24 protein-coding genes are annotated in these 22,931 nt (G+C 59.6%); 14 read left to right on the forward strand and 10 right to left on the reverse strand.

Going from position 1 to position 22,931, the window contains the following annotated elements; genetic code table 11:
- Positions 1–73: 73 nt before the first annotated feature.
- Positions 74–526, forward strand: coding sequence for a mobile mystery protein A (locus tag XH89_RS38590; protein ID WP_128955143.1), 453 nt, complete (start codon positions 74–76; stop codon positions 524–526).
- Positions 523–1,113, forward strand: a complete 591-nt coding sequence (locus XH89_RS38595) for a mobile mystery protein B (protein ID WP_128930051.1) — start codon at positions 523–525, stop codon at positions 1,111–1,113. The genes XH89_RS38590 and XH89_RS38595 overlap by 4 nt, the downstream gene beginning before the upstream one ends.
- Before the next feature lie 218 nt (positions 1,114–1,331).
- Here the strand turns inward: XH89_RS38595 and XH89_RS38600 are convergent, their stop codons facing one another.
- Complete coding sequence (locus XH89_RS38600; protein WP_232995553.1) at positions 1,332–1,919, reverse strand: type IV toxin-antitoxin system AbiEi family antitoxin domain-containing protein; 588 nt, start codon at positions 1,917–1,919, stop codon at positions 1,332–1,334.
- A gap of 293 nt (positions 1,920–2,212) precedes the next feature.
- On the opposite strand from XH89_RS38600, the gene XH89_RS38605 reads away from it, so the two are divergent.
- The 10 genes from XH89_RS38605 (at position 2,213) to XH89_RS38650 (ending at position 11,352) form a co-directional block, all read left to right on the forward strand.
- The gene (locus XH89_RS38605; protein WP_128930050.1) at positions 2,213–3,865 is read left to right on the forward strand and encodes an IclR family transcriptional regulator C-terminal domain-containing protein; all 1,653 of its coding nucleotides are present in this window, start codon (positions 2,213–2,215) and stop codon (positions 3,863–3,865) included.
- 17 nt (positions 3,866–3,882) lie between these two features.
- Positions 3,883–4,989 carry a mandelate racemase/muconate lactonizing enzyme family protein gene (locus tag XH89_RS38610; protein ID WP_128955142.1) on the forward strand — a complete coding sequence of 369 codons (1,107 nt, stop codon included), beginning with the start codon at positions 3,883–3,885 and terminating at the stop codon, positions 4,987–4,989.
- 138 nt (positions 4,990–5,127) lie between these two features.
- The gene (locus XH89_RS38615; protein ID WP_128930048.1) at positions 5,128–5,856 is read left to right on the forward strand and encodes a ribonuclease activity regulator RraA; all 729 of its coding nucleotides are present in this window, start codon (positions 5,128–5,130) and stop codon (positions 5,854–5,856) included.
- A 4-nt stretch (positions 5,857–5,860) separates the two neighbouring features.
- Positions 5,861–6,334 carry a nuclear transport factor 2 family protein gene (locus XH89_RS38620; RefSeq protein WP_128930047.1) on the forward strand — a complete coding sequence of 158 codons (474 nt, stop codon included), beginning with the start codon at positions 5,861–5,863 and terminating at the stop codon, positions 6,332–6,334.
- 17 nt (positions 6,335–6,351) lie between these two features.
- Positions 6,352–7,146 (forward strand): shikimate dehydrogenase, encoded by a 795-nt coding sequence (locus XH89_RS38625; RefSeq protein ID WP_128930046.1) that lies wholly within the window; start codon positions 6,352–6,354, stop codon positions 7,144–7,146.
- Positions 7,147–7,500: 354 nt separating this feature from the next.
- Positions 7,501–8,298: a transporter substrate-binding domain-containing protein gene (locus XH89_RS38630; protein ID WP_128930045.1), complete on the forward strand. Its 798-nt coding sequence runs from the start codon at positions 7,501–7,503 to the stop codon at positions 8,296–8,298.
- Between the two features lie 34 nt (positions 8,299–8,332).
- Complete coding sequence (locus XH89_RS38635) at positions 8,333–9,016, forward strand: amino acid ABC transporter permease (RefSeq protein ID WP_128930044.1); 684 nt, start codon at positions 8,333–8,335, stop codon at positions 9,014–9,016.
- A 15-nt stretch (positions 9,017–9,031) separates the two neighbouring features.
- Positions 9,032–9,679 carry an amino acid ABC transporter permease gene (locus XH89_RS38640; RefSeq protein WP_128930043.1) on the forward strand — a complete coding sequence of 216 codons (648 nt, stop codon included), beginning with the start codon at positions 9,032–9,034 and terminating at the stop codon, positions 9,677–9,679.
- On the forward strand, positions 9,663–10,397 hold the full coding sequence (locus XH89_RS38645) for an amino acid ABC transporter ATP-binding protein (protein WP_128930042.1): 735 nt from the start codon (positions 9,663–9,665) through the stop codon (positions 10,395–10,397). Before XH89_RS38640 ends, XH89_RS38645 begins: the two co-directional genes overlap by 17 nt.
- A 58-nt stretch (positions 10,398–10,455) precedes the next feature.
- A complete protein-coding gene (locus XH89_RS38650; RefSeq protein ID WP_128930041.1) occupies positions 10,456–11,352 on the forward strand; it encodes a hypothetical protein in 897 nt (298 codons plus the stop codon).
- 146 nt (positions 11,353–11,498) lie between these two features.
- On the opposite strand, the gene XH89_RS38655 is transcribed toward XH89_RS38650, so the two are convergent.
- From XH89_RS38655 to leuC, 7 genes are all read right to left on the reverse strand, one after another.
- Complete coding sequence (locus XH89_RS38655; protein WP_128930040.1) at positions 11,499–12,530, reverse strand: aldo/keto reductase; 1,032 nt, start codon at positions 12,528–12,530, stop codon at positions 11,499–11,501.
- 83 nt (positions 12,531–12,613) lie between these two features.
- Positions 12,614–12,934 (reverse strand): putative quinol monooxygenase, encoded by a 321-nt coding sequence (locus XH89_RS38660; RefSeq protein ID WP_128930039.1) that lies wholly within the window; start codon positions 12,932–12,934, stop codon positions 12,614–12,616.
- A gap of 282 nt (positions 12,935–13,216) precedes the next feature.
- Positions 13,217–14,524, reverse strand: coding sequence for a lipase family protein (locus XH89_RS38665; RefSeq protein WP_232995552.1), 1,308 nt, complete (start codon positions 14,522–14,524; stop codon positions 13,217–13,219).
- 21 nt (positions 14,525–14,545) lie between these two features.
- Entirely contained in the window at positions 14,546–15,760 is a 1,215-nt protein-coding gene (locus XH89_RS38670; protein ID WP_164933591.1) for a mannonate dehydratase, read from the reverse strand.
- Positions 15,761–15,784: 24 nt separating this feature from the next.
- Entirely contained in the window at positions 15,785–17,104 is a 1,320-nt protein-coding gene (locus XH89_RS38675) for a 2-hydroxycarboxylate transporter family protein (RefSeq protein WP_237864939.1), read from the reverse strand.
- Positions 17,105–17,178: 74 nt separating this feature from the next.
- A complete protein-coding gene (gene leuD, locus XH89_RS38680) occupies positions 17,179–17,787 on the reverse strand; it encodes a 3-isopropylmalate dehydratase small subunit (protein ID WP_128930036.1) in 609 nt (202 codons plus the stop codon).
- Complete coding sequence (leuC, locus tag XH89_RS38685) at positions 17,784–19,208, reverse strand: 3-isopropylmalate dehydratase large subunit (RefSeq protein ID WP_128930035.1); 1,425 nt, start codon at positions 19,206–19,208, stop codon at positions 17,784–17,786. Before leuC ends, leuD begins: the two co-directional genes overlap by 4 nt.
- A 110-nt stretch (positions 19,209–19,318) precedes the next feature.
- On the opposite strand from leuC, the gene XH89_RS38690 reads away from it, so the two are divergent.
- Positions 19,319–20,242: a LysR family transcriptional regulator gene (locus XH89_RS38690; protein ID WP_128930034.1), complete on the forward strand. Its 924-nt coding sequence runs from the start codon at positions 19,319–19,321 to the stop codon at positions 20,240–20,242.
- A 43-nt stretch (positions 20,243–20,285) separates the two neighbouring features.
- Here XH89_RS38690 and XH89_RS38695 read toward each other — a convergent pair whose 3' ends face one another.
- Positions 20,286–21,173 (reverse strand): LysR family transcriptional regulator, encoded by an 888-nt coding sequence (locus XH89_RS38695; protein WP_128930033.1) that lies wholly within the window; start codon positions 21,171–21,173, stop codon positions 20,286–20,288.
- A gap of 108 nt (positions 21,174–21,281) precedes the next feature.
- Here XH89_RS38695 and XH89_RS38700 point away from each other — a divergent pair, with 108 nt between their 5' ends.
- Entirely contained in the window at positions 21,282–21,710 is a 429-nt protein-coding gene (locus XH89_RS38700; protein ID WP_128930032.1) for a DoxX family protein, read from the forward strand.
- Positions 21,711–21,979: 269 nt separating this feature from the next.
- Here the strand turns inward: XH89_RS38700 and XH89_RS38705 are convergent, their stop codons facing one another.
- The gene (locus tag XH89_RS38705; RefSeq protein WP_128955140.1) at positions 21,980–22,918 is read right to left on the reverse strand and encodes an SDR family oxidoreductase; all 939 of its coding nucleotides are present in this window, start codon (positions 22,916–22,918) and stop codon (positions 21,980–21,982) included.
- Positions 22,919–22,931 lie beyond the last annotated feature (13 nt).

Raw genomic sequence — 22,931 nt, forward strand, 5'->3', positions numbered from 1 at the left:
TTATTACCGCGGGAAATATTAATATGGTATTCCTTATAGATTTATCAGCTCGTTATATGGTATATCTTATCGGATGAAAGACGCTATCCGGCATCTCGACAGCCGCTTTGCCGCGCTCCGAGCGCTCTCGCACTCCCAGCGCCCTCCCAAGGGCTGGATTCGCGCGATCCGCGACGCCCTCGGCATGACCACCGCCCAATATGCCAAGAGGCTGGGGGTTTCGCAGCCACGCATCGTGGAACTCGAAAAATCCGAGCAAGGCGGCAGCGTAACCCTCAATACGCTTCAACGCGCGGCCGAGGCCCTCGGCTGCAGGCTGGTCTATGTGCTTGTACCCGACCGCCCCCTCGCAGAAGTTGTAACCAAGCGAGCTGCTGAGGTCGCCGAGCGGCAATCACGAGCTATCGAGCAAACGATGCGGCTCGAGGACCAAGCGGTGGAGGACAATCAGGCTGCCCGCGCGCTTCGGGAACAAGCGATCGAGGATTTGTTGAAACGCCCCGCGCGCCTCTGGGACGACGAATGACTGAGACTGATCTGCATGCCGCCGACGATCACGCGACACCGCTGACCCCTCAGGAGCGCGAAGATCTTATCCCAACGCACATTACCTTACGTAGCGAGTTGAACGAACTGGAGCAGCAGAACATCGCGACGGCAAACCGCTGGGCGTTTGGCCGCCGCAAGGTTCCGACGCGGGAAAGTTTTCTCAAGAGTTTGCATCGGCGCATGTTCGAACGCGTCTGGCGCTGGGCTGGAAAATTTCGAACGACGGAGCGCAATCTTGGTGTCGCGCCACATCTGATCGAAATTTCGCTGCATCAGGTGCTCGACGACGCAAGGTATTGGATTGAGAACAACACCTATCCACCGGACGAACTTGCGGTTCGCTTCCATCACCGCCTCGTATCCGTACATCCGTTCCCAAACGGCAACGGTCGCTGGTCACGATTGGCTGCTGACTTGTTGATCGTGCAGCTTGGGGGCCGGCGCTTTACATGGGGCGCCGCCGGCTTGCAGACAGCCGGCACCGCACGCAGGGCCTACATTGCAGCGCTTCAGGCTGCCGACAACCATGATTTCGGGCCCCTCATCGCTTTCGCGCGATCATAAAATGCCCGGCCCACCATCGGGCAAACCCTAACTAAACCAAGGCGCTTTCCTTAGCTAACTCGGTCTACGTCGGAATCAACAGCAGGGATCCGCAGATTTCGCCTGTAGAGCAGCCGTTCGAACGCATACTGTGTGAGCAAGAGATCGAAAGGCTCGTTACGCTGTTTGCAAGATTGAGCAGGCGGCCACGGATGGATGCTCCGACATTCGTCAGCGGCCTACGCATTCAAGGTCAGCGTCTCAAGGCGCGGCTGAACGATTTTGTCCCATATGCCGGCTTCGGCGGCGTATTTTGCGATTTCGGAGGGTGTCGCTTTGCGCAGTCTGATCGCGTCTTTCATCGCTTGCGTGGCGTGCGCAAGGCCTGTGGGGACGTTGTAGAAGGCTTTTTGACGTTGGCCGCTCTTGAAGAGATCGACGATAGTTTTGGCCGGTGTGTAGATCGGTACCGAGATCCCTTCGATGGTGTAATGCTTGATCCCCTTGTCAAACTCCTTGGGACCAAAGCGCGTAATTTGAATGCGAGGCCGCGCAATCTTGGGCCGCCAGTCGCGCGGACCGATCGCCATCCATACATAGGGCGGGATGCGGTCTGTCAGCTCATGGAAGGCGAGCGCAGACTCGTAACAGATGACGCCGTTTCGAATGAGTTTCGCAGCAACTGCGAGCGAGTGGTTACTGTCGAGCAGTGCATCGGGTAGCTGGTAAAGGCCGCGGCTGAGCTGATTGAGCGTGCCCTTCTGTTCCATTCGGGAAATGGTTGCGGCCGTGATCCCTTCCTGGAGAAATTCAGAAAGGCGCATCATGCCCCGCTTCTGAAGAAGCGAGATCGCCCTATCCCTCTGGCGTTGTGGTTGCTTCCTCATGGAAACCCGCATGATACAAAACCTTGCAAGTGTCAAGATTTTGCACAAGGAGTTATATCAATGCGACGTTCCCACAAGACAAATGCCTTTTTGAAACCAAGCACATAACCCCTCGCTTCACTGGCTCGGAATCTGCCCCTCCGGGTCTCACCATGTGGGCAACCCGGCTGGATGAGGCGCACCAAGCCTGCGACAGGCTGGATGGTCTCGTCTCGTGAACCTAAAATTGGGCCATGTCTGAACACGAAGTCGAGTGGTCGCCGGAGCTGATCCATCCTAAGAATGTCGCCGGGACGGCGCTTCTGGGAAAGGCCTGCGATATTCTCGAGCTGATCGGCAGATCACCCGGCGTCCTCGACCAGGCGCGTCTTGCGGACCAGACGGGCATCCCCAGGGCGACCCTGTATCGCATCCTTGCGGCGCTGATCTCGCGTGGACTGATCCGGGCAGATCCGCGCACCCAGGCCTACACGCTTGGTTTCAACTTTCTCGATCTTGCACAGAATGCTTGGTCGTCGTCTGACCTTGCGTCAATTGCGTCCGTAGAGTTGAGGCGCTTACGCGATTTGACCGGTGAGACCGCCTATCTCGCGGTTCAAGACGGTCACCACGTGCTCTCGCTCGGCCGCTTCGAGAGCGCACATTCCGAGCGATCCAATGCGAGGCTCGGCGCGCTTAAACCGATGCATTGCACAAGCCAGGGCAAGGCGATCCTCGCTCATCTCTCCGACGCGCAACTCGACTTGGTGGTCCGCGACGGGCTTGCCAAGTTTACCGAGAAGACGATTTGTGACGGCGAGCAGTTGAAGGCACATCTGGCCATCGTCCGTGCGCGCGGCTATGCGATCGATGACGAAGAGATAGTTCTCGGCACCCGCTGCGTCGGAACGGCTATTCTCGATCCCGCCGGCAAACCGCTTGCGGCCATCAGCGTGGCCGGCCCGACTTTTCGCATCACCGCCGAGCGCGCCGAACGATTAGGGCAAGAGCTCGTTGATGTCGCAAGACGGATTTCGAGCCTGCTCGCACCTGCCATCAAGAGCGCTCGGCATGATCCGGGAAATTACAAGGTCTGGACGAAGAGCACAGCCTTTGTGGGCGCGGCGCCGCGCTGGGATGCGCGCGCGCAGAACTTGGTTTGGGCCGACCTGTTGGCGCCTGCTATCCGCGCCGACGGCGGGCATCCCTTCACCGTCTCGCTGCAGGCGCTCTCTGAGGGCATCAACTCGCTGTGCCTTGTCGAGGGCGGCGTCGCCTATTCAGTTGGCCATGACATCGTGATCGACAATTTATCGGGCGGCCAGGAGCGCATTGAAGGAAAGCCGGGTATTTCCTTCAAAGTGCTGCGCGTCTCGGAGGCTGGTGAGATCTGGGCAGCAGCCTACAGCGCCGAGGCCAACATAAGCCTGGTTGGACCGTGGCGACGGCAATCGGGGATGGAACCGGTGTTCGAAGTGCAAGGCCAGGTGAGCGACATCGCCTTTTGCGGTGATGCCGGCCTGTTCGCGACGGAGCCATCGCGTCAATGCGTCTATCTGCTTGAGCGAAAGGCGGCGCGAAAGCGAAAATTCGCCGATATTCCGAAGGTCGCGGGCGCTCCTTGCGCCCTCGCCGTCGACGAGCAATTTAACCCATGGGTTGGATTGTCGGACGGCTGGAGCGTCGTGAAGCTTAATGAGAGCGGAGAGATTGAGCGAACCGTCGCCCTCCCCGTGCCAAGACCAACCGGTATCGCGTTTGGAGGAGCCTCCCTGTCCGAGCTCTTCGTGACCAGTGCCCGCACCGGCCTGTCGCGCGAAAGCCTCGCCAATGCTCCTCTTTCGGGACACCTCCTGTCGATCGATGTCGGCGAGCGCGGCCTCGCCGATCCAGTCGCAAGGCTTTGACCCAGGCCACTCGCATTATGCCCCAAAGCAACACCGTACCCAAGATCATCTCACTGCAAACCTTTCCGGTGCGCATTCCGTTCGCCGATGGCGGCCCGGGCACGGGCGGCACGCCGTCCCGCTGGCATCGCCTCGACATGGTGCTGATTCGTATCGAAGATGAGGATGGGCATGTCGGCTGGGGCGATGCCTTTGCCTATTTCTGCTTGGAGGCGGTGCGCGCGGCCGTCGATCACATGATCGCGCCGTTTGTGACCGAGGCAGCCATCGACGATATCGCTGCCTGGAACCTGGAGGTGCAAAAGAAACTTCATCTCTTTGGACGCTACGGCATAACCATGTTCGCGCTGTCAGGGGTCGACATCGCGCTGTGGGACTTGAAGGCGAAACGGCAGGGCGTGCCGCTATGGCGGCTTTTCCGGGCGAATGCGCCGACGCACCGGCCGGCCTATGCGAGCCTCGTCAGGTATGGCGACAAGGACCTCGTCGCTGAGCAATGCAAGCGGGCGCTCGAGCGCGGCTACCGGCACATCAAGCTTCACGAGATCGCCCCGGATGTAATCAGGCACGCGCGCGAGGTCATCGGGCCCGGTGTCGCGCTGATGGTTGACGCCAATTGCGCCTGGTCCATGCAGGAGACGATCGCTTTGCGAGAAACGTTCCGCGCCTGCAACACCTTGTGGGTGGAGGAGCCGGTATTCCCGCCCGACGACTACAAGAGTATGGAGGAGATTGAGAAGGCCGCAATCCCCGTTGGCAGCGGTGAGAACGCCAGCACGGCCTTTGATTTCATGCGGATCATCAACGCTGTTACCTATCCACAGCCGAGTATGACAAAAGTCGGCGGGATCTCCGAATTCGTCAAGATCTTGGCCGCATGCGAGCGACACGGTAAGAGCGTCATGCCACATACGCCTTACTTCGGGCCGGGATATCTTGCGACCCTGGCGATGCTGCCTTTGATGCAGGAGAAGACGCTGATCGAGTTCCTGTTCGTCGACCCTGAAGTGTGGCTCGCGAGCACACCGAAGCCGGTGAAGGGGGTTGTCAGCGCATCTGATCGCATCGGCATCGGCTTTGAACCAGATCTCGATGTCCTCAAGCGCTACGCTCCCCGCACCTGATCTCAACATGTGAGACGGCGCACTCGCTGCGAGCTTGATAGGCCTTCCGCCGAGCACTGCTGCCGCTATGGTGATGCCTGAAGGCAAGCATTGCACTGCTTGCGCTGGTTTAGATTCCGTTCTTGGAGGTAGATACGCATGGCTCCGATTGCTTCCCAAACCCTCGAAAAGCTGAAGGCCTGCTCGACAGCGACGCTGACCACGCAGCTCTTCAAGCGCAACTATCGTCAGCAATTCCTGGTTGGGATCACGCCGCTCAATCCGAGCGCTGGTGCGTTTGCCGGGGAGGCTTTCACCTTGCGCTTCATTCCCTCGCGGGAAGACAAGGACTGGGATCTTTCTGATCTCCGCAAGCGGGGTGAGGACAATATGCAGTGGGAGGCCGTGGAGGCGATTGGTGCAGGCCAAGTCCTGATGATCGACAGCCGCAACGACCCGCGTGCCGCATCGGCCGGCAACATGTTGATGACGCGCATGATGCGCAAGGGCGTTGCGGCAGCCATTACCGACGGCGCATTCCGCGACGGGACAGAAATCTCAAAAATGGCGTTTCCCGCTTACTGCAGGGCCAACACGGCCTCGACGCGCCCTGCCTATCATCGCGCGGTTGACATGCAATTGCCAATCGGCTGCGCCGATGTTGCCGTTTACCCCGGCGACATCATCGTCGGGGACAGCGATGGCGTCGTCGTCATCCCACGTGCCATCGCCGAGGAGGTGGCGGAGGAGTCTCATGAGCAGGAGCTGCGCGAGAGATTTCTATTCACCAAGATCGATGCTGGCGCGCCTCTTTGGGGCACCTACCCGCCGAACGAGGCAACGCTGAAGGAATACGCGGAATGGCGAGCCCGGCGAGCGGCGGAGTAAAGCGATGGGTGCGCTCACGAAAGCCGCGCAGGCGGAGGCCTTGATCCGCCGATACTTTCAAGCCTGCAACGATGCCGATCACCAGGCGCTGCTGGACTGCTTCACGAGCAATGCTGTCCACTATTTCCCACCCGGCCTGCCTGGTGCGCCCTGGCGCGGCGCTCAGGCAATAGCCGACGGCTGGGTCTGGTGTGTCAAAACGATGGGATCGCGCTGGACCATTGAGAAGGTTCTGGCCAGCTCGGACGGCCACGAAGCGGTGATCGAATGGACCCATTGGAAGACGGCCCTTGGTGAGGTGCTGCGCGGCGATGAATGGTACGTCTTCAACGACGACGTCACACGGATTGCCGAGATCCGGGCCTACTATGCCTCTCCCGTCAACAAGGCCGAGACAGTCAACAAGCTGCATGACTTCGACTATGAGGCCAGGGGCTATGCCATGGCGCCGCCCTCGCCTCCGCCCAAATTGTCCTGAAGCGCCCGGGCCTGTTCATGACCTCACTGACCGGAAAGACACGCGTTCATGCGCTAATAGGCTCGCCTATTTCGCAGGTGCTGGCACCGGGCTGGCTGACCAAGCGAATGGAGGATGCCGGATATGACGGTGTGCTGGTGCCGCTGCAGGTCGAGAGAGGCAATCTTGACACGGCTCTGGCGGCCCTCAAAGCAATGCTCAACATCGACAGTATTCTTATCACGCTGCCACACAAATTCGGGGCGATCGCGCATTGCGACCGCCTGTCTGATCGCGCCAAGGTCCTCGGGGCGATCAACGCCATGCGACGAGAACAGGACGGCCGCTGGCTCGGCGACAATTTCGACGGTGCCGGTCTGACTGCCGGATTGAAGAAGGCGGGCCATGCCATCGCCGGCAAAAACGTGTTCATGGTCGGCGCGGGCGGTGCAGGCTCCTCGATCGGCGTCTCCATGCTCGAAGAAGGCGCCCGCCGGTTGACCTTCCACGACCTCGACGCGTCAAACCAGAACAGCCTGTTTGACAGGCTTAGTAAGGCATATCCAGGCAAGGTCTCCATCGATACTGCCGTTCCTCGCGATTGCGATATTGTCGTCAATGCGACGTCGGCAGGCTTGCGGGACGGCGACCCGCTACCAGTCGATCCCGCTCAACTTGCGCCGCACATGATCGTTGCCGACGTTATCACCGATCCGGTCCCGACAAGGCTCCTGTCGGAGGCAGCCAAGATTGGCTGCGCCACGCGAGACGGCACGCACATGCTGGATGGACAGATCGCGCTTCTGTTCTCCTTCATGACCTCTGGTCATTGAGCATCAGACCGCTCACTAACGGCGACAGTCTCACGAAGTGAGACGATCTCTCGCGGACAATGAAAGACGGGCTTCACGTTGAAAGCCGCGCTCGCTAACGTTTCGCGCAATCATAACAACAATACTTGGCACTCTGGAGGAGACACTTGCGAACGCCATCGAGGCGGTCGGGCCAAAGGAATCGATCGCCGCCTGCTCCCTGAGTGGTCGCTCTGCCTGGCACCGCCGCGACGAGAATAACGCCGGGGCGGAAGCGGATGCGCTCCGAATACCGAGTCCGAATCGACCTCTTCTAGCCGAAAATCTGGGCGTAGCTCTAATTCGAACAGTCAATTGCCATCGGGAGGATTGAAAATGAAGACTCTTGCTAGAGTTTTGACAGCTGCTGTTGTCTCGCTGGCCCTCTTGGGGCAAACAGCGACAGCCGGGACGCTTGAGAAGATCAAGTCCGCGGGTATCATTCGCATCGCCGTCGATCTCAGTGTCCCTCCCTGGGCATTCAAGGACGAAGACCTCAATCCCACTGGCTCGGAAGTCGAAACAGCTAAGCTCTTGGCTGCCGATCTCGGCGTGAAGATGGAGATCGTGGGGACGAACAGCGCCAATCGCATTCCTTTCCTGATGTCGCATCGCGCAGACGCAGTCCTTTCGGCCTTGTCGATCACTGATGAGCGCAAGAAGCTGATCGCGTTCTCGCTGCCATATTCTGGAGCGACGTCCTATGTGGCAGCACCGAAGAGCATGCAGATCAAGACGTTCGCTGATTTGTCGGGAAAGCGCATTGCCGTCACGCGCGGCACGACGAACGATGCGGATGTGACTGCGGCGGCCCCGCGAGATGCGGAAATCGTGCGCTTTGAGGATGAAGCAACGACCATGACGGCGGTCGTGTCCAACCAGCTTGACTTGGTCGCGCAGGTGCCGACCCTTGTCGACCTGATCAATAAGAAGAACCCGGCCAAAGAGCTTGAGCTGAAGCTGCCGCTTCGGACCGCGCCTATGGGTGTTGGCATGCGTAAGGAGGATACGGATCTGAAGGAATGGGTCGACAGCTGGGTGAAGAAGAACATCGCCAACGGAAAACTCCAAGCGATCTTCAAGAAGTTTCAGGGCGCCGACCTGCCCCAGGAAGTCATCGCCGCGTCTCAATGACATGGCCTACGGCCCTTGAAACGAGCAAAGTCCTATGACTTACAATTTCGACTTCGCAGCCGTGCTGGCTTATTGGCCGCTCCTGTTGGAGGGTATCTGGACGACGCTACGGCTCACTTTATTCTGCACGGTGTTCGGCATCCTTTTAGGTGGTGCCTGCGCCGTGGTCCGGACCGGCGGGCCAACCTGGGCCCGTTGGATCGTCTCCTTGTATGTGGAGTTCATCCGCAATACGCCGCTGCTCGTGCAGTGCTACTTCCTAATCTTTGGCATTGCGAGCATGGGAATTCGGTTGCCCATCCTGGTTGGTGCGACCATCGCGCTGACGGTCAATATCGGAGCTTATACGACTGAGATCGTGCGTGCGGGCATTGAATCGATCCATCGCGGCCAGCTTGAGGCGGCGACCTGCCTTGGACTGTCGCGCACCCAAACCTATCTGCATGTGATTATTCGGCCAGCGCTGGAGCGCGTCTATCCGGCGCTGTCGAGCCAGTATGTTCTGTTGATGCTGGCCTCGAGCATCGTGTCCTCGGTTGGCGTTGAGGAGCTATTCGGGATCTCTAACCGTATCCAGAGCGAGACTTATCGCAATTTCGAAATCTTCGTCGTGCTCGGCGGCATCTATCTAGGTCTCGCCATACTGGTACGTGGGGGTTTTGCTCTCCTCGGGCTTGCGATGTTTCCTCGCCGCCGCAAGCTCGGAACCCCGCTGTGAGCATGGAGATAGCAGATGAATAGCGCCTACATTCTCTCGTTGCTCCAGGGGCTATGGGCGACGGTCGTATTGAGCCTGTTAACTTTCCTGTTTGGCGGCATCGCCGGCTTCATCGTCGCTCTGGCACGCATCTCGCGGAATTGGGCGATTTCGCGCGGGGCGGCGGCCTATATCGAGATCATGCAGGGACTTCCGTTGCTCGTCCTCATGGGTCTGTGCTTTTACGGGCCGAGCATTTTGGGCTACGACTCCTTATCTCCGCTGACGGCAGCGACCTTCGCGCTCACACTTTACAGCAGCGCCTATCTGGGCGAGATCTGGCGCGGCTGCATTCAGGCGGTGGCGAAGCCGCAATGGGAAGCCGCAGAGTGCCTCGGCCTGACGCGCTGGCAGCGCATGAGGGCTGTCATCCTGCCGCAAGCTCTGCGCATTGCCATTCCACCGACAGTCGGCTTCTTGGTCCAGATCGTCAAGAACACATCGATCGCCTCACTTGTGGTCGGATACGCCGAGCTCTCCTACAACGCAAAGATCATCAACAACGCAACATTTGAGCCGTTTCTCTACTTCGGCATCGCTGCCCTGATGTACTTTGCGATCTGCTATCCGCTGTCGGTTCAAAGCAGAGCCCTCGAAAGGAAACTCAATGTCGCCAATCGTTGAATTAAAGGACGTGCGCAAGAGCTTTGGCGAGCTGGAAGTCCTTAAAGGTGTCACCTTTGAGGTGAACAGGGGCGAAGTCGCCGCTATCATCGGCCAGAGCGGATCGGGCAAGAGCACGGCGCTACGTTGCATGGATCGCCTGGAGACCATCCAAGGCGGCTCGATGCTGATCTGCGGCCACGAGCTCCATGATGACGACATCGACTTGAAGTCTTTGAGACGCGATGTCGGAATCGTTTTTCAAAGCTATAACCTCTTCCCGCACCTGACCGTGGCCGAAAATATCATGTTGGCCCCGCGCATGGTAAAAGGCATGAAGCAGCGGCAGGCCCGCGAAATTGCGGATACTGTGATCGCCAAAGTGGGGCTGCGGGAGAAGATGGACTGCTATCCGGAACAGCTTTCCGGCGGGCAACAGCAGCGCGTAGCCATTGCCCGCAGCCTTGCCATGGAGCCTAAGTTGATGCTGTTCGATGAAGTGACTTCAGCGCTCGACCCGCAGCTTACGGGAGAAGTGTTGCGTGTCATGGAGCAGCTCGCGGCCGACGGCATGACCATGATCCTGGTGACCCATGAAATGGCCTTTGCCCGCAAGGTGGCGGACCGCGTCATTTATATGCGCGATGGCAAGGTGCACGAAATGGGATCGTCGGACATCCTGCGGATGCCTGCGACGCCCGAGCTGGCGGCGTTCGTCGCCGAATCAGCTGAGCATTAAGCTGCGGCAGTGAACGGGCGCTCAAACGGTCCATCTCAAATGGTTTGAATGGCGTTCTATGATCACCAACCAGCTTTTGACGGCCGGTGCGGCTCGACTTGGCTTCTCGGCGTCCGCTGGCGGACGCGTGACCTCTCTCGAGCTGTGCAGCAGCAAGGGTAGCGGCTTGCCGCGACGGGTCTTGCGTCCGTTCCCGGCCGGGGTAGAGCCCGCTCAGTTACTGCGCTGGCCCAAGGGTGGTATCTATCCCCTCGTCCCCTATAGCAACCGCGTGAGGGATGGGGTTCTTCTCTTCCAGGGTAAGCGGTACGAGCTTGCGGCCCATCCCGACGCGCTGCCGCATACGTTGCACGGGCATGCGCACAGGATGCCTTGGGAGACGATCTCGCTGACGCCATCGCAGGTGACGATGCGATACTCGCACAAGGGAGGCGCCGACTGGCCTTGGGCGTTCAGCGCAACTCTTAAGGTCGAACTTGAACCCTCGCGTGCCATATTTTGTCTCAATCTTCGAAACGAGGCGCAGACGCCGATGCCGGGTGGAATCGGCCTGCATCCCTATTTCGAGCACCAAGTCGATGACAACATAGAGTTTGACGCACCGATCGACTGGGCCGTGACGACGGACTATCTCGCCGCGCTGCCGGATGCCCATTCTGCCGGGCCCACAGCAGATTCATTGCCGCCCGGTGAGGTGACGCTTTATCGCAGTGGATGGCGCGGGCTCTGCGTTATTCACCGCTCGAATGGTGATCGGATTGAAATGCGAGGGGATCCTGCATTTTCGCATTTTGTGCTGCATCGGCCCGCTGATGCCGCACATCTATGCGCAGAGCCCGTCAGCCACGTTGCGGACGGGTTCAACCTGTTCGCTCGCGGTTGTGCTGACACTGGAACTGTGATTCTGGAACCCGGAGACGAGCTGAAGGGCTCTGTTGTGATTTCCATGAGTTGATAGCCGCGGATGGTCAAAGCTGCGGATGGCGTCGGACATTTGGTCTCCCTTTGCAAGCGCCGCGCCCCGGCAGGGATGGACCGTTCAGGCGAGCATTGTTCGAAAGTGCCAAACATTGCGAGACCCTAGCCTGCCAGTTGCATGCATTACCGAGAGATTCCGCTGAGCGGACGAAGTAATTCAGGGAACATAGACTGATGTGAATAGGGATAGGGTGCTGGCGAGGCGCTCACTTGGTTCAAGCGCTCCACCTCCTTGATGGAAAGTTGCCAGTCGAGGGCTGCGATGTTTTCAACGAGCTGTTCGGCCGTGCGGGCGCCAATGACGACACTTGAGACGGTTGGCCGGGCGAGTAGCCAATTGATCGCAACTTGAGACGCGCTTGTCCCGCGCTCCTGCGCGATATCGTTGAGCGCATCCACGATGTCAAAGAGCTTGGCGTCGCGCTCGGTCAGGCCTCCGAATTTCGCCGCTCGGCTGTCGGCCTGCGGCGGCCGGTCACGGCTGATCTTGCCGCTAAGCTTGCCGCCGGATAGCGGGCTCCATATGATGGCGCCTATGCCCTGATCGAAACCCGCGGGCATCAATTCGTGTTCATAGTCCCTGCACAGCAAGGAATAGTGGACCTGATGCGAGATGGGGCGCGGCAAGCCAAGCCAGTCAGCGGTGGTGGCCATCTTGGCCAGCTGCCATCCGGAGAAGTTAGACGCCCCAATATAGCGGACCTTCCCGGCCTTGATCAGTTCCTCGAAGGCGCGCAGTGTTTCCTCGATCGGTGTATTTTCGTCATAGCCGTGGAGTTGCAGCAGGTCGAGGTGATCGCAGCCAAGTCGCTTCAGCGAGGCCTCGCACGCCATTATGATGTGCTGCCGGCTCGCCCCCATTCCGTTCGGCCCGCTATGCGAGCGGTAGCCGAGCTTGGTGGCGATCAGGGCCTGCGATCGGCGTGAGCCCAGAGCCTTTCCGAGGATTTCTTCCGCCGCGCCCATCGAGTAGACGTCGGCGGTGTCAAAGAGATTCAGCCCCGCATCGAGGCATATGTCGACGAGCCGTCGGGCCTCCGATAGATCGGTCGTGCCCCACTTGCGAAAGAACTCGTTCCCACCGCCGAAAGTCGCTGTCCCAAAGGCCAGGGCTGGGATCCTCAGCCCTGAACGGCCGACACCCCTATGTTCCATCACATTGTCCTAGCCATAAGCACCCTGTGCTTGCCTCGTTGCAAAGCGGCTCATTTTGGATGCTCGATCTCGGGGGAGCGTCATCAGACTTCATCAATCACAGCGCCCATCTCGATCCGGGTCTGGCTCGACACAAGAGCACGGATCCGAGCCTTGCGGACGGGAGCGTGCCTGGAGTTACGGTGCGCCTCGACGGCCTCGTAGTCGTCGAAGAGTTCATTGGACATGAAAGTATCCGGCAGCACCACGCCATCAGGATTAACCGCCTGCAGGATTTCGAAGCGACGACAGCCAGGCTCCTCCGCCAGGGCGATTGCCGCAGCCTCTAGTAGTGTAGCCCTCAATTCCTCCTCACAACCCGCCTTCGCGACAAAGCGCGCGACGATGGCTAAAGTTCCTGACATGGCTTTCTACCTCAAGAGCGGAGAGACGGTCGCGGCATATGCCGACCGATAAGAAACAAGAAATAAGCCGCCGGTCGTCACGGGCGCGAGCGCTAGAAATCGAAAGGATCGCGCTCGACGAGACTAACCCAACGAAAGCCTCCCCTGGCGCACTTGGAAGGGGCTCAATTTAGCCGAAGGCGCAGGTCAAACCGGCAGCCCAGAGCTTCTCAGAAAGGACTGCCTGGCTTGGATCGCATCGGTTCGTGCAAACCGATGCGCTAAGATGCAAAGAACCGCTAGTCAGTCATTGAAGGGTATACCAGGCGCCGGTGTCGTCGGAAGCCCCGGCTCGGTAATGCGCGCGCAGTTGCTTGGCGTCTTTTTGCCTTCAAGTGTCTGTTTGAAGAACGCCAATGCGTCCGGGAAAGCGGCAATCAGGCCCCCGTTGTGAGTGGCACCAGGATAGGTGTTCCAAACGACCTCGTTTCCGGCCGAGCATAAGGCCGCCACGGCTGCATATTGGCGACGGGGCGGCAGTACTGAATCGGCCAGACCCGTGCCAAGCAGAACGGGCACCGGCAGCCGCACGGGCTTCATGTCGGTCGGAGACGCAAGGCTCGCTTCGATGTTCGCGATCGGTTGGACATAGGCGTTGTCGGCGGTGACAGTATCTTTCTGCGCGATCGCGCGCATCTCGCCGGTGCAGCCTTCTCGTGCTGCGCGTAAGACGAGCCTTCCCTTGTCAGTCACGAGGTTGTCTACGGGGGGTGCCTCATCGGGAAGCGAACCGCCGAGCATCATGAGGGTGAGGTAAATCGGCGAGCCAACCTTGAATGCCTCCGCAGGCCGGTAAGGGCCGTCGGGAAAGGTCGACACGACCCCTGTGGCGACTGTGGCGAGCAAGGGTACATCTGGCGCATAGTTCGGTGCGACCGTTGTTGCGCCCAAAGCTGCGCCTGAGCCTTGCGACTGACCACTGATGAAGACCTTGGGAGCGAGCTTGTCGCCATGGGCGGCGCGCGCTGCCCGGACGGCATCGAGCACGGAATGCCCTTCAGCTTCCCAGATCAGGTAAGGATGCGGGCCGGGACCGCCGAGACCCTGGTAATCGGTGGCAACGACCGCAAACCCATTCTCTAGCCATTTTTGGATGTAGGTTGCATCGCGCGGCTTGTGCCCGGCCCAGGACGGCGCGCACACGTCCGCAACGCCCAGCGTGCCATGAGCCCAGGCCACGAGGGGCCAGCCTCCGGCCGGCGGTTCTCCAACCGGCAGATACAGTGTCCCGCTCACCGGTACGATCCCGGCGTGCCAACGTACATCCGTCGAACTGTAGAGAATGCGTTCGGCGAGAGCCGCTTTCGTGATCTCCGGCTGGGCCTTCATTGGCTCTTCACGCAGCATCACGCCCGGCCTTGTGGGCAGCGGATCGGTCCAACGATAAAAAGCCGATAGGTTTTGATCGCCCCATTGGGGGCCAGTCGGCAGCGCGGTGTTCTGCGCGAAGGCCTCGGATAATGCCAAGGCCGAAAGGATCGAGATTGCGAGCACCGACTTCATTGTGAACCTGTTGGGATTGAGCTTTAGCAGCCTGTTCATTTTCTTCATCCGATCTGGTTCCATAACGGGCTATCGTGCGATGGACTTGAGCGCCTCTTCATGGGCAGCGCGCAGGAGGCCGAGAATGTAGCCGTTTGCGAACGCAAAGCCTATCACGTAAGAGGGATCATCCTGATGACGCGGACTATGATCGGCCAGCAGTGAGCCGCCGCTGTCGCGAAGCAGGCGAATGATGTTGAACAAGTCCACATCGCCCTCGTCATGATAGACCTCGACGAAGTCGTTCTGGCTGGCGCGGACATTGCGGAAGTGGATCTGATGAATCTTCTTTCTCTTGATCAAACCGTATAACAGCGCAAGCTGATCAACCCCTTCAGGCATCGATTCCCGTGAGACCCCGGTATCGTATTGAAAGCCATTATGAGGTGAATCGTACAGCTTCTCGTATTTGAGCAGCGCGTTCGCATAATCGCCGGCATCGAAGCTGTCGACACCGAGATAGCCGAGAGGCAGGCCGCCCGGATCGTAGGGGTGGCAAGCCATTTTGACCCCGCTCTCCGCGGCCACGGGGATGACGCGGGACGCCCAAACATGCAGGCGCTCCCAATAGTCGTCCGCTGAGACACGGCCTGCAGGGGTCGGCGGGAGGTCGCGCCAATTGTCTTCTAGCTTGAACGCGTCGTATTCCGACCCACCACGGCCCTGAACTTTGCGATTGCGCCGGATCGGGGTCAAATTCCAATGATAGCTGATGATCTTGACCCCGGCGCGGCCGGCGGTTTGGACGTTTTCGCAAATCAGATCCAGATAACGGTCGCGTTCCGGCCCCGGCGCCATCGCGATGTACGCCGAATCCATCCGGATGCTCTCCCAGATGAGATCGTTTTTCTGCAGCGTGTCGGCGATGCGCATCATGCCTTCGAGGCTCCAGCGCGTGGTGGGCTGAAGCCGCGCGCCTCCCATGCCCGTGCCGAGCGCCTGAGCGCGAGCAAGCGCACCCTCGTCGGGCGTATCGCTTCCAAAGACGTCCGGAGCGGCGTTTCTCGTCTCCAGCGAGACATCGAGATAGCGAATGCCCCACCGCTGGTGCCACTGCATGTTCTGCCGCGAGGTCACCGGTCCTCTGTCGAAGTTGCGTTGGCCACCCAGCCTGATCTTGTCGTTGACGCGCACGGCAAGCGAAGGGACGCCGCCGCTTGGCTCCTGCTCCGCGACCGCTGCACCTGACATGCCAGCGCTGGCGGACATGGCCAATAGGGCCTTTGTAAAGTCGCGCCGATCCATTTGTTGCATCTCCAACACGCCAGATCAGGATAGCGACTTCAGCAGCAGGGTCGCGATCACAATCATGATCGCCCCGCCGACACGAGTGGCGATCTGGGCGAATGCCATGAGGCCCATGCGATCGGCGGCGCCAAGGATGGCAACATCCCCGGTGCCGCCCAGTCCCGAATGGCAGGCGGTGACGATCGCAGCCTCGACCGGATACATGTTTAGCCACTTGCCGACATAAAAGCCGGAGGCAATCATGGCCAGCACGGTCGCGGTGCAGATCATGATGTATCCCGGGTTGAAGGAGGCGACGAGTTGTTCCCATTTGACCAGCAATGCGCCCATGGCGACGAGGATCGCAAAGGTCAGGTTGGTCGACATGAACTTGTTGATCTGGTAGGCGCCGAGCTCCATCTCGTTCGGTAGGATCTTGGTCAGCTTCAACGCGACCGCCGCGATGATCATCATGATCGGTCCAGGTATCCCTGTAAATGGCGCTAGGGTCATGCCAAGCACGAATAGACCGCAGGACAGCACCATACCTGCTCCCAGCAATCCGAGATCAATAGGCCGATCGGGCCGCACGTCGCCTAGGATGTCATTGTCGCCGGTCTTGACCAGCATGCCCTGCCCGCTCAGATCGCGCCGTCTCTCGCCAAGGCGCGCAAGAAGCCCGGCGCAAACGATTGCGACCACGTTGCCGAGCAATGCCGCAGGCACCATGTGTGCGACAAGATCGGCTTGCGGCCGCTGCAAGATCTCGGAATAAGCAATGGAGAGCGGCAATACGCCCTCGGCAAGGCCGCCGCCGACGATCGGAATGATGATGAAGAAGAACGTGTCCTTGGGAGTATACCCGAATGCCAGCCCGACCAGAATGCCGGCCGAGACGGCGGCAATGGTCCCGATCAGAAGCGGAACGAACATGCGGATGAAGCCTTGAACCAAGACGCGGTAGGGCATTCCGAGGATTGAGCCTGCGACGAGACAGGCGATGAAGAAGTATTGAAAATTGGCGGTCCGGAACGTCGTGGTGATTGCTTTAAGGGCGGCATCCGGCATCAAGCCATAGCTTACCAGTGCTGCCGGAACGAACAGGCATAGGATCGCGGTCCCACCGATCTGCTTGAGAACCGGTATCGTCTGGCCAAGCTTGCCCAGCAGAAAGCCGAGCAGCATGAGGACCAGGAGACCGCCGATCACATCGTTCGGGAGCTTTCCAGAGTAAACCGCGGCAGCACAGACGATGGCCGCTCCGACGTATATGCTGATTGGCAACGGGCCGATCTTGACGCCGTTGAGCTTCGTCGAAGGGATTGCCTCCGGCGCGGCCGGACGAAAAGTCGTGTCAACCAAAGTTCCCTCCAATTTTGTTATTTTCGTCATCCGGGCTGCGGCCAGTCTGCTGGCCGCGAGGACTGGCTTGCCAGTCAGAAGATCCAGGGATTCTCCGCAGCATGGCGTGCTTCGAAAGCGCGGATGTCGTCAGCAAGGACCAGGGTTGATGCGACGAAATCCCGGCCCGTCAGGAACGCCTCTTTCCTCGTCGGCTCGATGTCGAATTTGATCGGGCGGCGGCCACGGTCGAAGCGGATCGTCTGCGCTGCAAGATCAACGAAGACGTCGTTGCGCTCACGATGTGCCACAGCGTTAGCGATCTCAGCTACGAGATCGGGTTCGAGCGAGATCGTCAACAGGCCGTTGTTGCCGCAATTGTCATTGAATATCCCGGCGAAGCTGGTGCCGATCAATGCCCGGATGCCGAGCTGTTGAAGCCCCCACACCGCGTGCTCGCGGCTCGAACCGCAGCCGAAATTTGGGCCGACCACGAGGAAGCAAGCGTTGCGATAACCGTCCTGATTGAGAATAAACTCGGGATTGGGTTTACCGGCGGAGAAGCGCAGCAGATTGAAGGCGCCCTCGCCCAGCCCGCTCCGGTCCACGCCCTTAAGAAACATTTTGGGCATGATCACGTCGGTGTCGATGTTTGGCGACATCATGGGTGCAGCGACGCCTGAAACTTGATCGAATGGCATCATTGGCCTGCAACTCCCAGCAGTGAACGAACGTCAGCGATGTGGCCGGTGACCGCGGCCGCGGCCACCATTGCCGGACTCATGAGATGCGTGCGGGCGCCTGGTCCCTGGCGGCCTTCGAAATTTCGGTTGGTCGAGGACGCACACCGCTCTCCGGGCTTGAGCACATCGTCATTCATGGCAAGGCACATCGAGCAGCCGGATTGCCGCCATTCGACGCCGGCATCCGTGAACACTTTTGCAAGGCCTTCAGCCTCGGCTTGCGCTCTGACGTGGGTCGATCCCGGCACTACGATTGCCCGTACACCGGCCGCAACACGGCGGCCACGAAAGACCTCGGCCGCGTCGCGCAAATCCTCGATGCGCGAATTCGTGCAGGAGCCGATGAACGCAAAATCGATCGGGACGGATTGAATGGGATCACCGGCTCGAAGCCCCATATAGCTCAGGGCGCGAAGGGCCGCGGCCTTGCGTTCAGGCGCCACCTGTTGCGCAGGATCGGGGATAATATCGGTCACTGCAATTGCCTGGTCGGGGCTGGTTCCCCAGGTGACGAGAGGGGCGACATCCGCGACATCGAGCGCAACCTCGCGGTCGAACCGGGCATCGGGGTCCGAGGCGAGCGTCAGCCATTTCTTGGCCGCTCGCTCCCACATCTCGCCCTTTGGCGCGCGCGGCCGGCCCTTTAAATAGTCCAGCACCTTCTGGTCCGGGGCGACCACGACACCACGCGCGCCCGCTTCGACGATCATGATGGACATGACGATGCGGCCTTCGACGCTCATGTTTGAGACGACGGGGCCAGTGAACTCAACGGCATAGCCAGTAGCCCCGTCGGCGCCGATCCGCCGGATGATCTCCATGACGATATCTTTCGGCGTGACCCCGAACGGGACGTCTCCGGTGAGGTGGATGCGCATCGTTTTGAGGCGTCGGTAGCGCACCGTCGAGGTTGCAAGATAGTGCTCGATATCGGAGGTCCCGATGCCATAGCCGAGCGCGCCGAAGGCGCCATAGGCGGTGCTGTGGCTGTCGCCGGCGGCGATGACCATACCTGGCATGACGAGGCCCTGCTCGGGGGCGACGACGTGCTCGATGCCTTGGCGCGGATCGAGAATATCGAAATATTCGATGCCGAAATCCCGGGCGTTTTCAGCGAAGTAGTCAACTTGGCGCGCGGCGCCGCTATCCGGCATGGCGCGGGTGCGTTGTGCGGCTGTAGGGTTGACGTGATCGACCACCATCAGCGCCGCTTTGGGATTCCAAACTTTCCGCCCCGCGGCGCGCAGGCCGGCAAACGCCTGGGGGCTGGTATACTCGTTGAGGACGGTTCGGTCGACGTACAGCAGGACGAGCCCGGCATCATCCAGATTGCGGACCACATGGGAGTCCACCAGCTTGTCATACAACGTGCGCGCGGCCATCCCGCCTTCCTCCAAAGCTTCTTTCCGGCCACCGTGACGCGCGCGCGACTAGAAATCCAATGCCGGATGCTGATATCGTTATGCAAGGCCTGCATAAACGAGAGCTCTCCATGGAGATCAACTGGTTATACGATTTCATCGCGGTTGCGACAGCGCGCAGTTTTTCACGGGCCGCAGAGGAGCGAAACTGTTCCCAGCCGGCGCTCAGCCGGAGGATACAGGCGCTCGAGGTCTGGGCTGGCGCATCGCTGCTCGATCGCACCACGCACAGCGTCAATCTGACGCCCGCTGGTGAAGCCTTTCGTCACACTGCTGACGATATCGTGCGCAGATTGAGTGCCGGCCGGCTCGAGGCGCAGGAGCGGGCGCGCGGTGCCTCGGACGTACTGAAGTTCGCCTCGACCAATGCGCTGTCGCTGACGTTCTTTCCGGATTGGCTGCGTCGCATCGAGACCGAGCTACCATTCGTGCCCAACGTACAGCTCGTTGCCAATCATATGGAAGGCTGCGAACGGATCCTCTTGGCGAGCGATGCCCATTTTTTGCTTTGCCATTATCATCCGGCCGCCACGACGGCGTTGACGCCGTCGCATTTTCGCTCGCTGCATGTTGGTGACGATCGGCTGATCCCCGCATCGGTGCCGGTTTCGCGCCGCAACCGCAAGCCTCGCTTCAAGCTTCCGGGAACGGAGGGCGCGCCTGTACAGTTCTTGAGCTTCCGTTCAGAATCAGGGATGGGACGGATCCTGGAAGCGGTGCGTGCCACCTCCCCCTTGCAAGCTCATCTTCACACAACATTCACGTCGCATCTGGCGAAGCTTTTGGTCACGATGGTTCAGGCAGGCCGGGGCATGGCGTGGCTGCCGGAAAGCCTGATCAGTGATCAGCTTGCCTCTGGCGAGATTGTCGCGGCAGGCGGGCAGCAGTGGTACGTGCCGATCGAGATCCACGTATTCCGGCCTAAACTGCGGCTCGCCCAGGCGGCGGAGGCATTCTGGCAGCACATCGAGAAAGCAGCCACACATTCACGATGACGTAAGTAAAGTTGATGCCGCAGCAGTCACGCTTTTGGCCCGGCTATCTCAGTCGCTTATCAGCAGCGATGAAGTCGATAAATGTCCGGACCTTGGCTGAGAGGTATTTGCGCGTCGGATAAACCGCGAACAATTGGCTTTCGAAGATGCTCTGCTCCGGCAGCACTTGTTCCAGGCGCCCGGCGGCGAGATCCTCGCTGATCAGCCATTTGGGCAGCACCGCGAGCCCCATGCCTTCCAGGGCGGCCAGGTGCAGCAGAGTCTCGTTGCCGCTGAGCAAAACGGGGTTGAATTTGATAGTCTGCGTCCCACTTTCGCCCTGGATGGTGATACTCTCGCCTGGAGAGTGCAGCGCATAGTGCAAGAGGCTGTGTCCGGACAATTCAGCCAGATTCTTCGGGCGCTTTGCGCGATCGAGATAAGCGGGCGTGGCAACCATATAAAATGGGACCCTTGTGATCGGCCGCGCGATCAATGCCTCGTCAGGCGTGCCCGTCGCACGCAAGGCCAGGTCAAAACCTTCCTCGACCAGATTGACCAATCGTCCACTGAGATCGATGTTCAGCCGCACCTGTGGATAGCGAGCCTGATAGTCTGCCAAGACTTTCGAAAACTTCGGATTGGCCATCCAGACCGGTGCGGTTAGCCGCAATGTGCCGCGAGGAACTACGGTCACGTTGCTGACGGCCGCCTCTACCTCATCCAGGGACTCGAGCATTTGACGCGTCTGCTCGAAATATAATGCGCCGCTTTCGCTCAGGCTGACGCGTCGGCTCGTGCGGTTGAGCAGCCGTGAGCCCAGACGCTTCTCAAGCTGCATCACATGCTTACTCGCCATGGCGGGCGAGATGCCCAGCCGCTCTGCCGCGGCTGCAAAGCTCTTGAGCTCGGCAACCAGGCAAAAGACCTTCATGCTGACCAGCGTATCCATTCAGATCATCAACATATAGGAAATGAATCCATCCCAAAACAGATAATGATCCAAAATCGTGAAGCGACCAAACATGGTGACAGCCCTGTGATCGTCGGAGTGCCTGCCATGTCCACCGCCACCGCCCAAGCCGCCCCGCGGGAACGTCCCCTATGCGTGAGCCTTTGGATCGCTCAAGCCCTCCTCTTTTGCGTGTTCGCTTCGTCCGGGCTCGCGAAGCTGTTCATGCCGATTCCGCAGTTAGCGGCAATGATGCCATGGACAGGTCAGCACTCTGAAGCATTTGTCCGGGTCATCGGACTGATCGACCTCGCCGGAGGAATTGGCGTTCTCGTGCCTGCGTTAACCCGGATTATGCCGCGGCTGACAGTGCTTGCCGCGCTTGGCTGCTCCGTGTTGCAGGTCTTCGCTATCGTTTTTCATGTCTCTCGCGGCGAGGCCGAGCTCACGCCTCTCAACTTCATCTTGCTGGCCCTTAGCGTCTTTGTTGTCTGGGGGCGCGGGCGCAAGATACCGGTCGCGCCGCGCCGATCCTGATGCCGAGCTCCTAACCAGCCATGGCGGTGCTTCCCGAAGGCTCTCAGGGGATCGATTGGCGTCGAATTATCCCGGCGGCACGCTCCCACGATGCAGCTTCGCTCATCGCAGCATGTCTTCGCCCCTCCAAATGGATGGTAGCAGCAATCAGCCTCAGGCAAACCGGGTGTCCAGTTGCGCGCCACTTAAAGCGTTTCATGAGTACGATATAGCGGAGGTCCCGCTGGGCAATGATCCCTAGATCTCCATCGCGCGAGGGCGCTTTAGGCCTATATTCCGAACAGCAAGGCTTGCCGATGTTCGGCCAGCCATTCGCTCAAGGAGACGGGCATCCGTCCTAGGGTGCGCTCAACGAAGTCATTGCGCGCCCAAACCACCTCGTTCTGTTCTTCGTACTGGAAGAAATCCCAGAGATAGTGCAGCCGGATCTCTCCGAGCTCCCGGTACGCCTCGAAGAAGCCCGCTCTGCTGCCGTCGTGAACAATTCTTTCCTGAAAAACCTTGGTCATGAGATCGGCGACGTCGCTGAACCTCAGTATGTCCTGTCCGTTGTTCAGAGTGTGAAATTGACCAATGTGCCGATGATTGCTCGACAGGAAAAGACGTCCGGCCACTTCCGCAATGTCGCGTGGATCGATATAGGGAATCAAGCGTTCGGGCCAGATCAGCTTTCGCTCCTTCCTCAAGCCGTCCTTCATCCAGTAGAAGTTGTCCATGAAGGTTGCGCCGATGTTCAGGTAGGTGACAGGCAGACCGCTTTCGTCGAGGATTTCTTTTGCGATGGGGTGTTGGATGGGTAAACCAAGACCATGCTCGCGGAGAGACTGAGGAATTCGCCTTCGATTCGCTTCGGGTTGTAGGCCGACAAGACGTATAACGTGAACGGCGGACCTTGCCTTCTTGAGCAGGACAACGAGATTTGTCATCGCGTCGGCCTCGTTCGTGCCGCTTCTGGTCAGTACGAAGATTCCTTCCATTCCGTCGACCGCCTTCTCAAGCGATGCGAGATCAAAATAGCTGGCAATGACGACCTCCGCATGCGGGTGCTCGCGGCGAAGGACGTCACAATTGGCGGGATTGCTTGTTACGAGGCGCAGCTTGATCTGCGGCGCCTCCTCGCGCAAGAAGTGCGCAAGTGGGCCGCCGATATGAGCCGCTGCACCGAAAATGAGAATCGTGCTCGGAATCTTCTTCTGACCGTGTCGCATTAACAGACCTCAA

The organism is Bradyrhizobium sp. CCBAU 53340, from assembly GCF_015291645.1.
Classification (GTDB): domain Bacteria; phylum Pseudomonadota; class Alphaproteobacteria; order Rhizobiales; family Xanthobacteraceae; genus Bradyrhizobium.

What these genes read in the sequence shown, in the direction of transcription:
- XH89_RS38590 (WP_128955143.1), top strand. Translation starts at nt 74, where the DNA reads ATGAAAGACGCTATCCGGCATCTCGACAGCCGCTTTGCCGCGCTCCGA.
- XH89_RS38595 (WP_128930051.1), top strand. Translation starts at nt 523, where the DNA reads ATGACTGAGACTGATCTGCATGCCGCCGACGATCACGCGACACCGCTG.
- XH89_RS38600 (WP_232995553.1), bottom strand. Translation starts at nt 1,919, where the DNA reads ATGATGCGCCTTTCTGAATTTCTCCAGGAAGGGATCACGGCCGCAACC.
- XH89_RS38605 (WP_128930050.1), top strand. Translation starts at nt 2,213, where the DNA reads ATGTCTGAACACGAAGTCGAGTGGTCGCCGGAGCTGATCCATCCTAAG.
- XH89_RS38610 (WP_128955142.1), top strand. Translation starts at nt 3,883, where the DNA reads ATGCCCCAAAGCAACACCGTACCCAAGATCATCTCACTGCAAACCTTT.
- XH89_RS38615 (WP_128930048.1), top strand. Translation starts at nt 5,128, where the DNA reads ATGGCTCCGATTGCTTCCCAAACCCTCGAAAAGCTGAAGGCCTGCTCG.
- XH89_RS38620 (WP_128930047.1), top strand. Translation starts at nt 5,861, where the DNA reads ATGGGTGCGCTCACGAAAGCCGCGCAGGCGGAGGCCTTGATCCGCCGA.
- XH89_RS38625 (WP_128930046.1), top strand. Translation starts at nt 6,352, where the DNA reads ATGACCTCACTGACCGGAAAGACACGCGTTCATGCGCTAATAGGCTCG.
- XH89_RS38630 (WP_128930045.1), top strand. Translation starts at nt 7,501, where the DNA reads ATGAAGACTCTTGCTAGAGTTTTGACAGCTGCTGTTGTCTCGCTGGCC.
- XH89_RS38635 (WP_128930044.1), top strand. Translation starts at nt 8,333, where the DNA reads ATGACTTACAATTTCGACTTCGCAGCCGTGCTGGCTTATTGGCCGCTC.
- XH89_RS38640 (WP_128930043.1), top strand. Translation starts at nt 9,032, where the DNA reads ATGAATAGCGCCTACATTCTCTCGTTGCTCCAGGGGCTATGGGCGACG.
- XH89_RS38645 (WP_128930042.1), top strand. Translation starts at nt 9,663, where the DNA reads ATGTCGCCAATCGTTGAATTAAAGGACGTGCGCAAGAGCTTTGGCGAG.
- XH89_RS38650 (WP_128930041.1), top strand. Translation starts at nt 10,456, where the DNA reads ATGATCACCAACCAGCTTTTGACGGCCGGTGCGGCTCGACTTGGCTTC.
- XH89_RS38655 (WP_128930040.1), bottom strand. Translation starts at nt 12,530, where the DNA reads ATGGAACATAGGGGTGTCGGCCGTTCAGGGCTGAGGATCCCAGCCCTG.
- XH89_RS38660 (WP_128930039.1), bottom strand. Translation starts at nt 12,934, where the DNA reads ATGTCAGGAACTTTAGCCATCGTCGCGCGCTTTGTCGCGAAGGCGGGT.
- XH89_RS38665 (WP_232995552.1), bottom strand. Translation starts at nt 14,524, where the DNA reads ATGAAGAAAATGAACAGGCTGCTAAAGCTCAATCCCAACAGGTTCACA.
- XH89_RS38670 (WP_164933591.1), bottom strand. Translation starts at nt 15,760, where the DNA reads ATGGATCGGCGCGACTTTACAAAGGCCCTATTGGCCATGTCCGCCAGC.
- leuD (WP_128930036.1), bottom strand. Translation starts at nt 17,787, where the DNA reads ATGATGCCATTCGATCAAGTTTCAGGCGTCGCTGCACCCATGATGTCG.
- leuC (WP_128930035.1), bottom strand. Translation starts at nt 19,208, where the DNA reads ATGGCCGCGCGCACGTTGTATGACAAGCTGGTGGACTCCCATGTGGTC.
- XH89_RS38690 (WP_128930034.1), top strand. Translation starts at nt 19,319, where the DNA reads ATGGAGATCAACTGGTTATACGATTTCATCGCGGTTGCGACAGCGCGC.
- XH89_RS38695 (WP_128930033.1), bottom strand. Translation starts at nt 21,173, where the DNA reads ATGGATACGCTGGTCAGCATGAAGGTCTTTTGCCTGGTTGCCGAGCTC.
- XH89_RS38700 (WP_128930032.1), top strand. Translation starts at nt 21,282, where the DNA reads ATGTCCACCGCCACCGCCCAAGCCGCCCCGCGGGAACGTCCCCTATGC.
- XH89_RS38705 (WP_128955140.1), bottom strand. Translation starts at nt 22,918, where the DNA reads ATGCGACACGGTCAGAAGAAGATTCCGAGCACGATTCTCATTTTCGGT.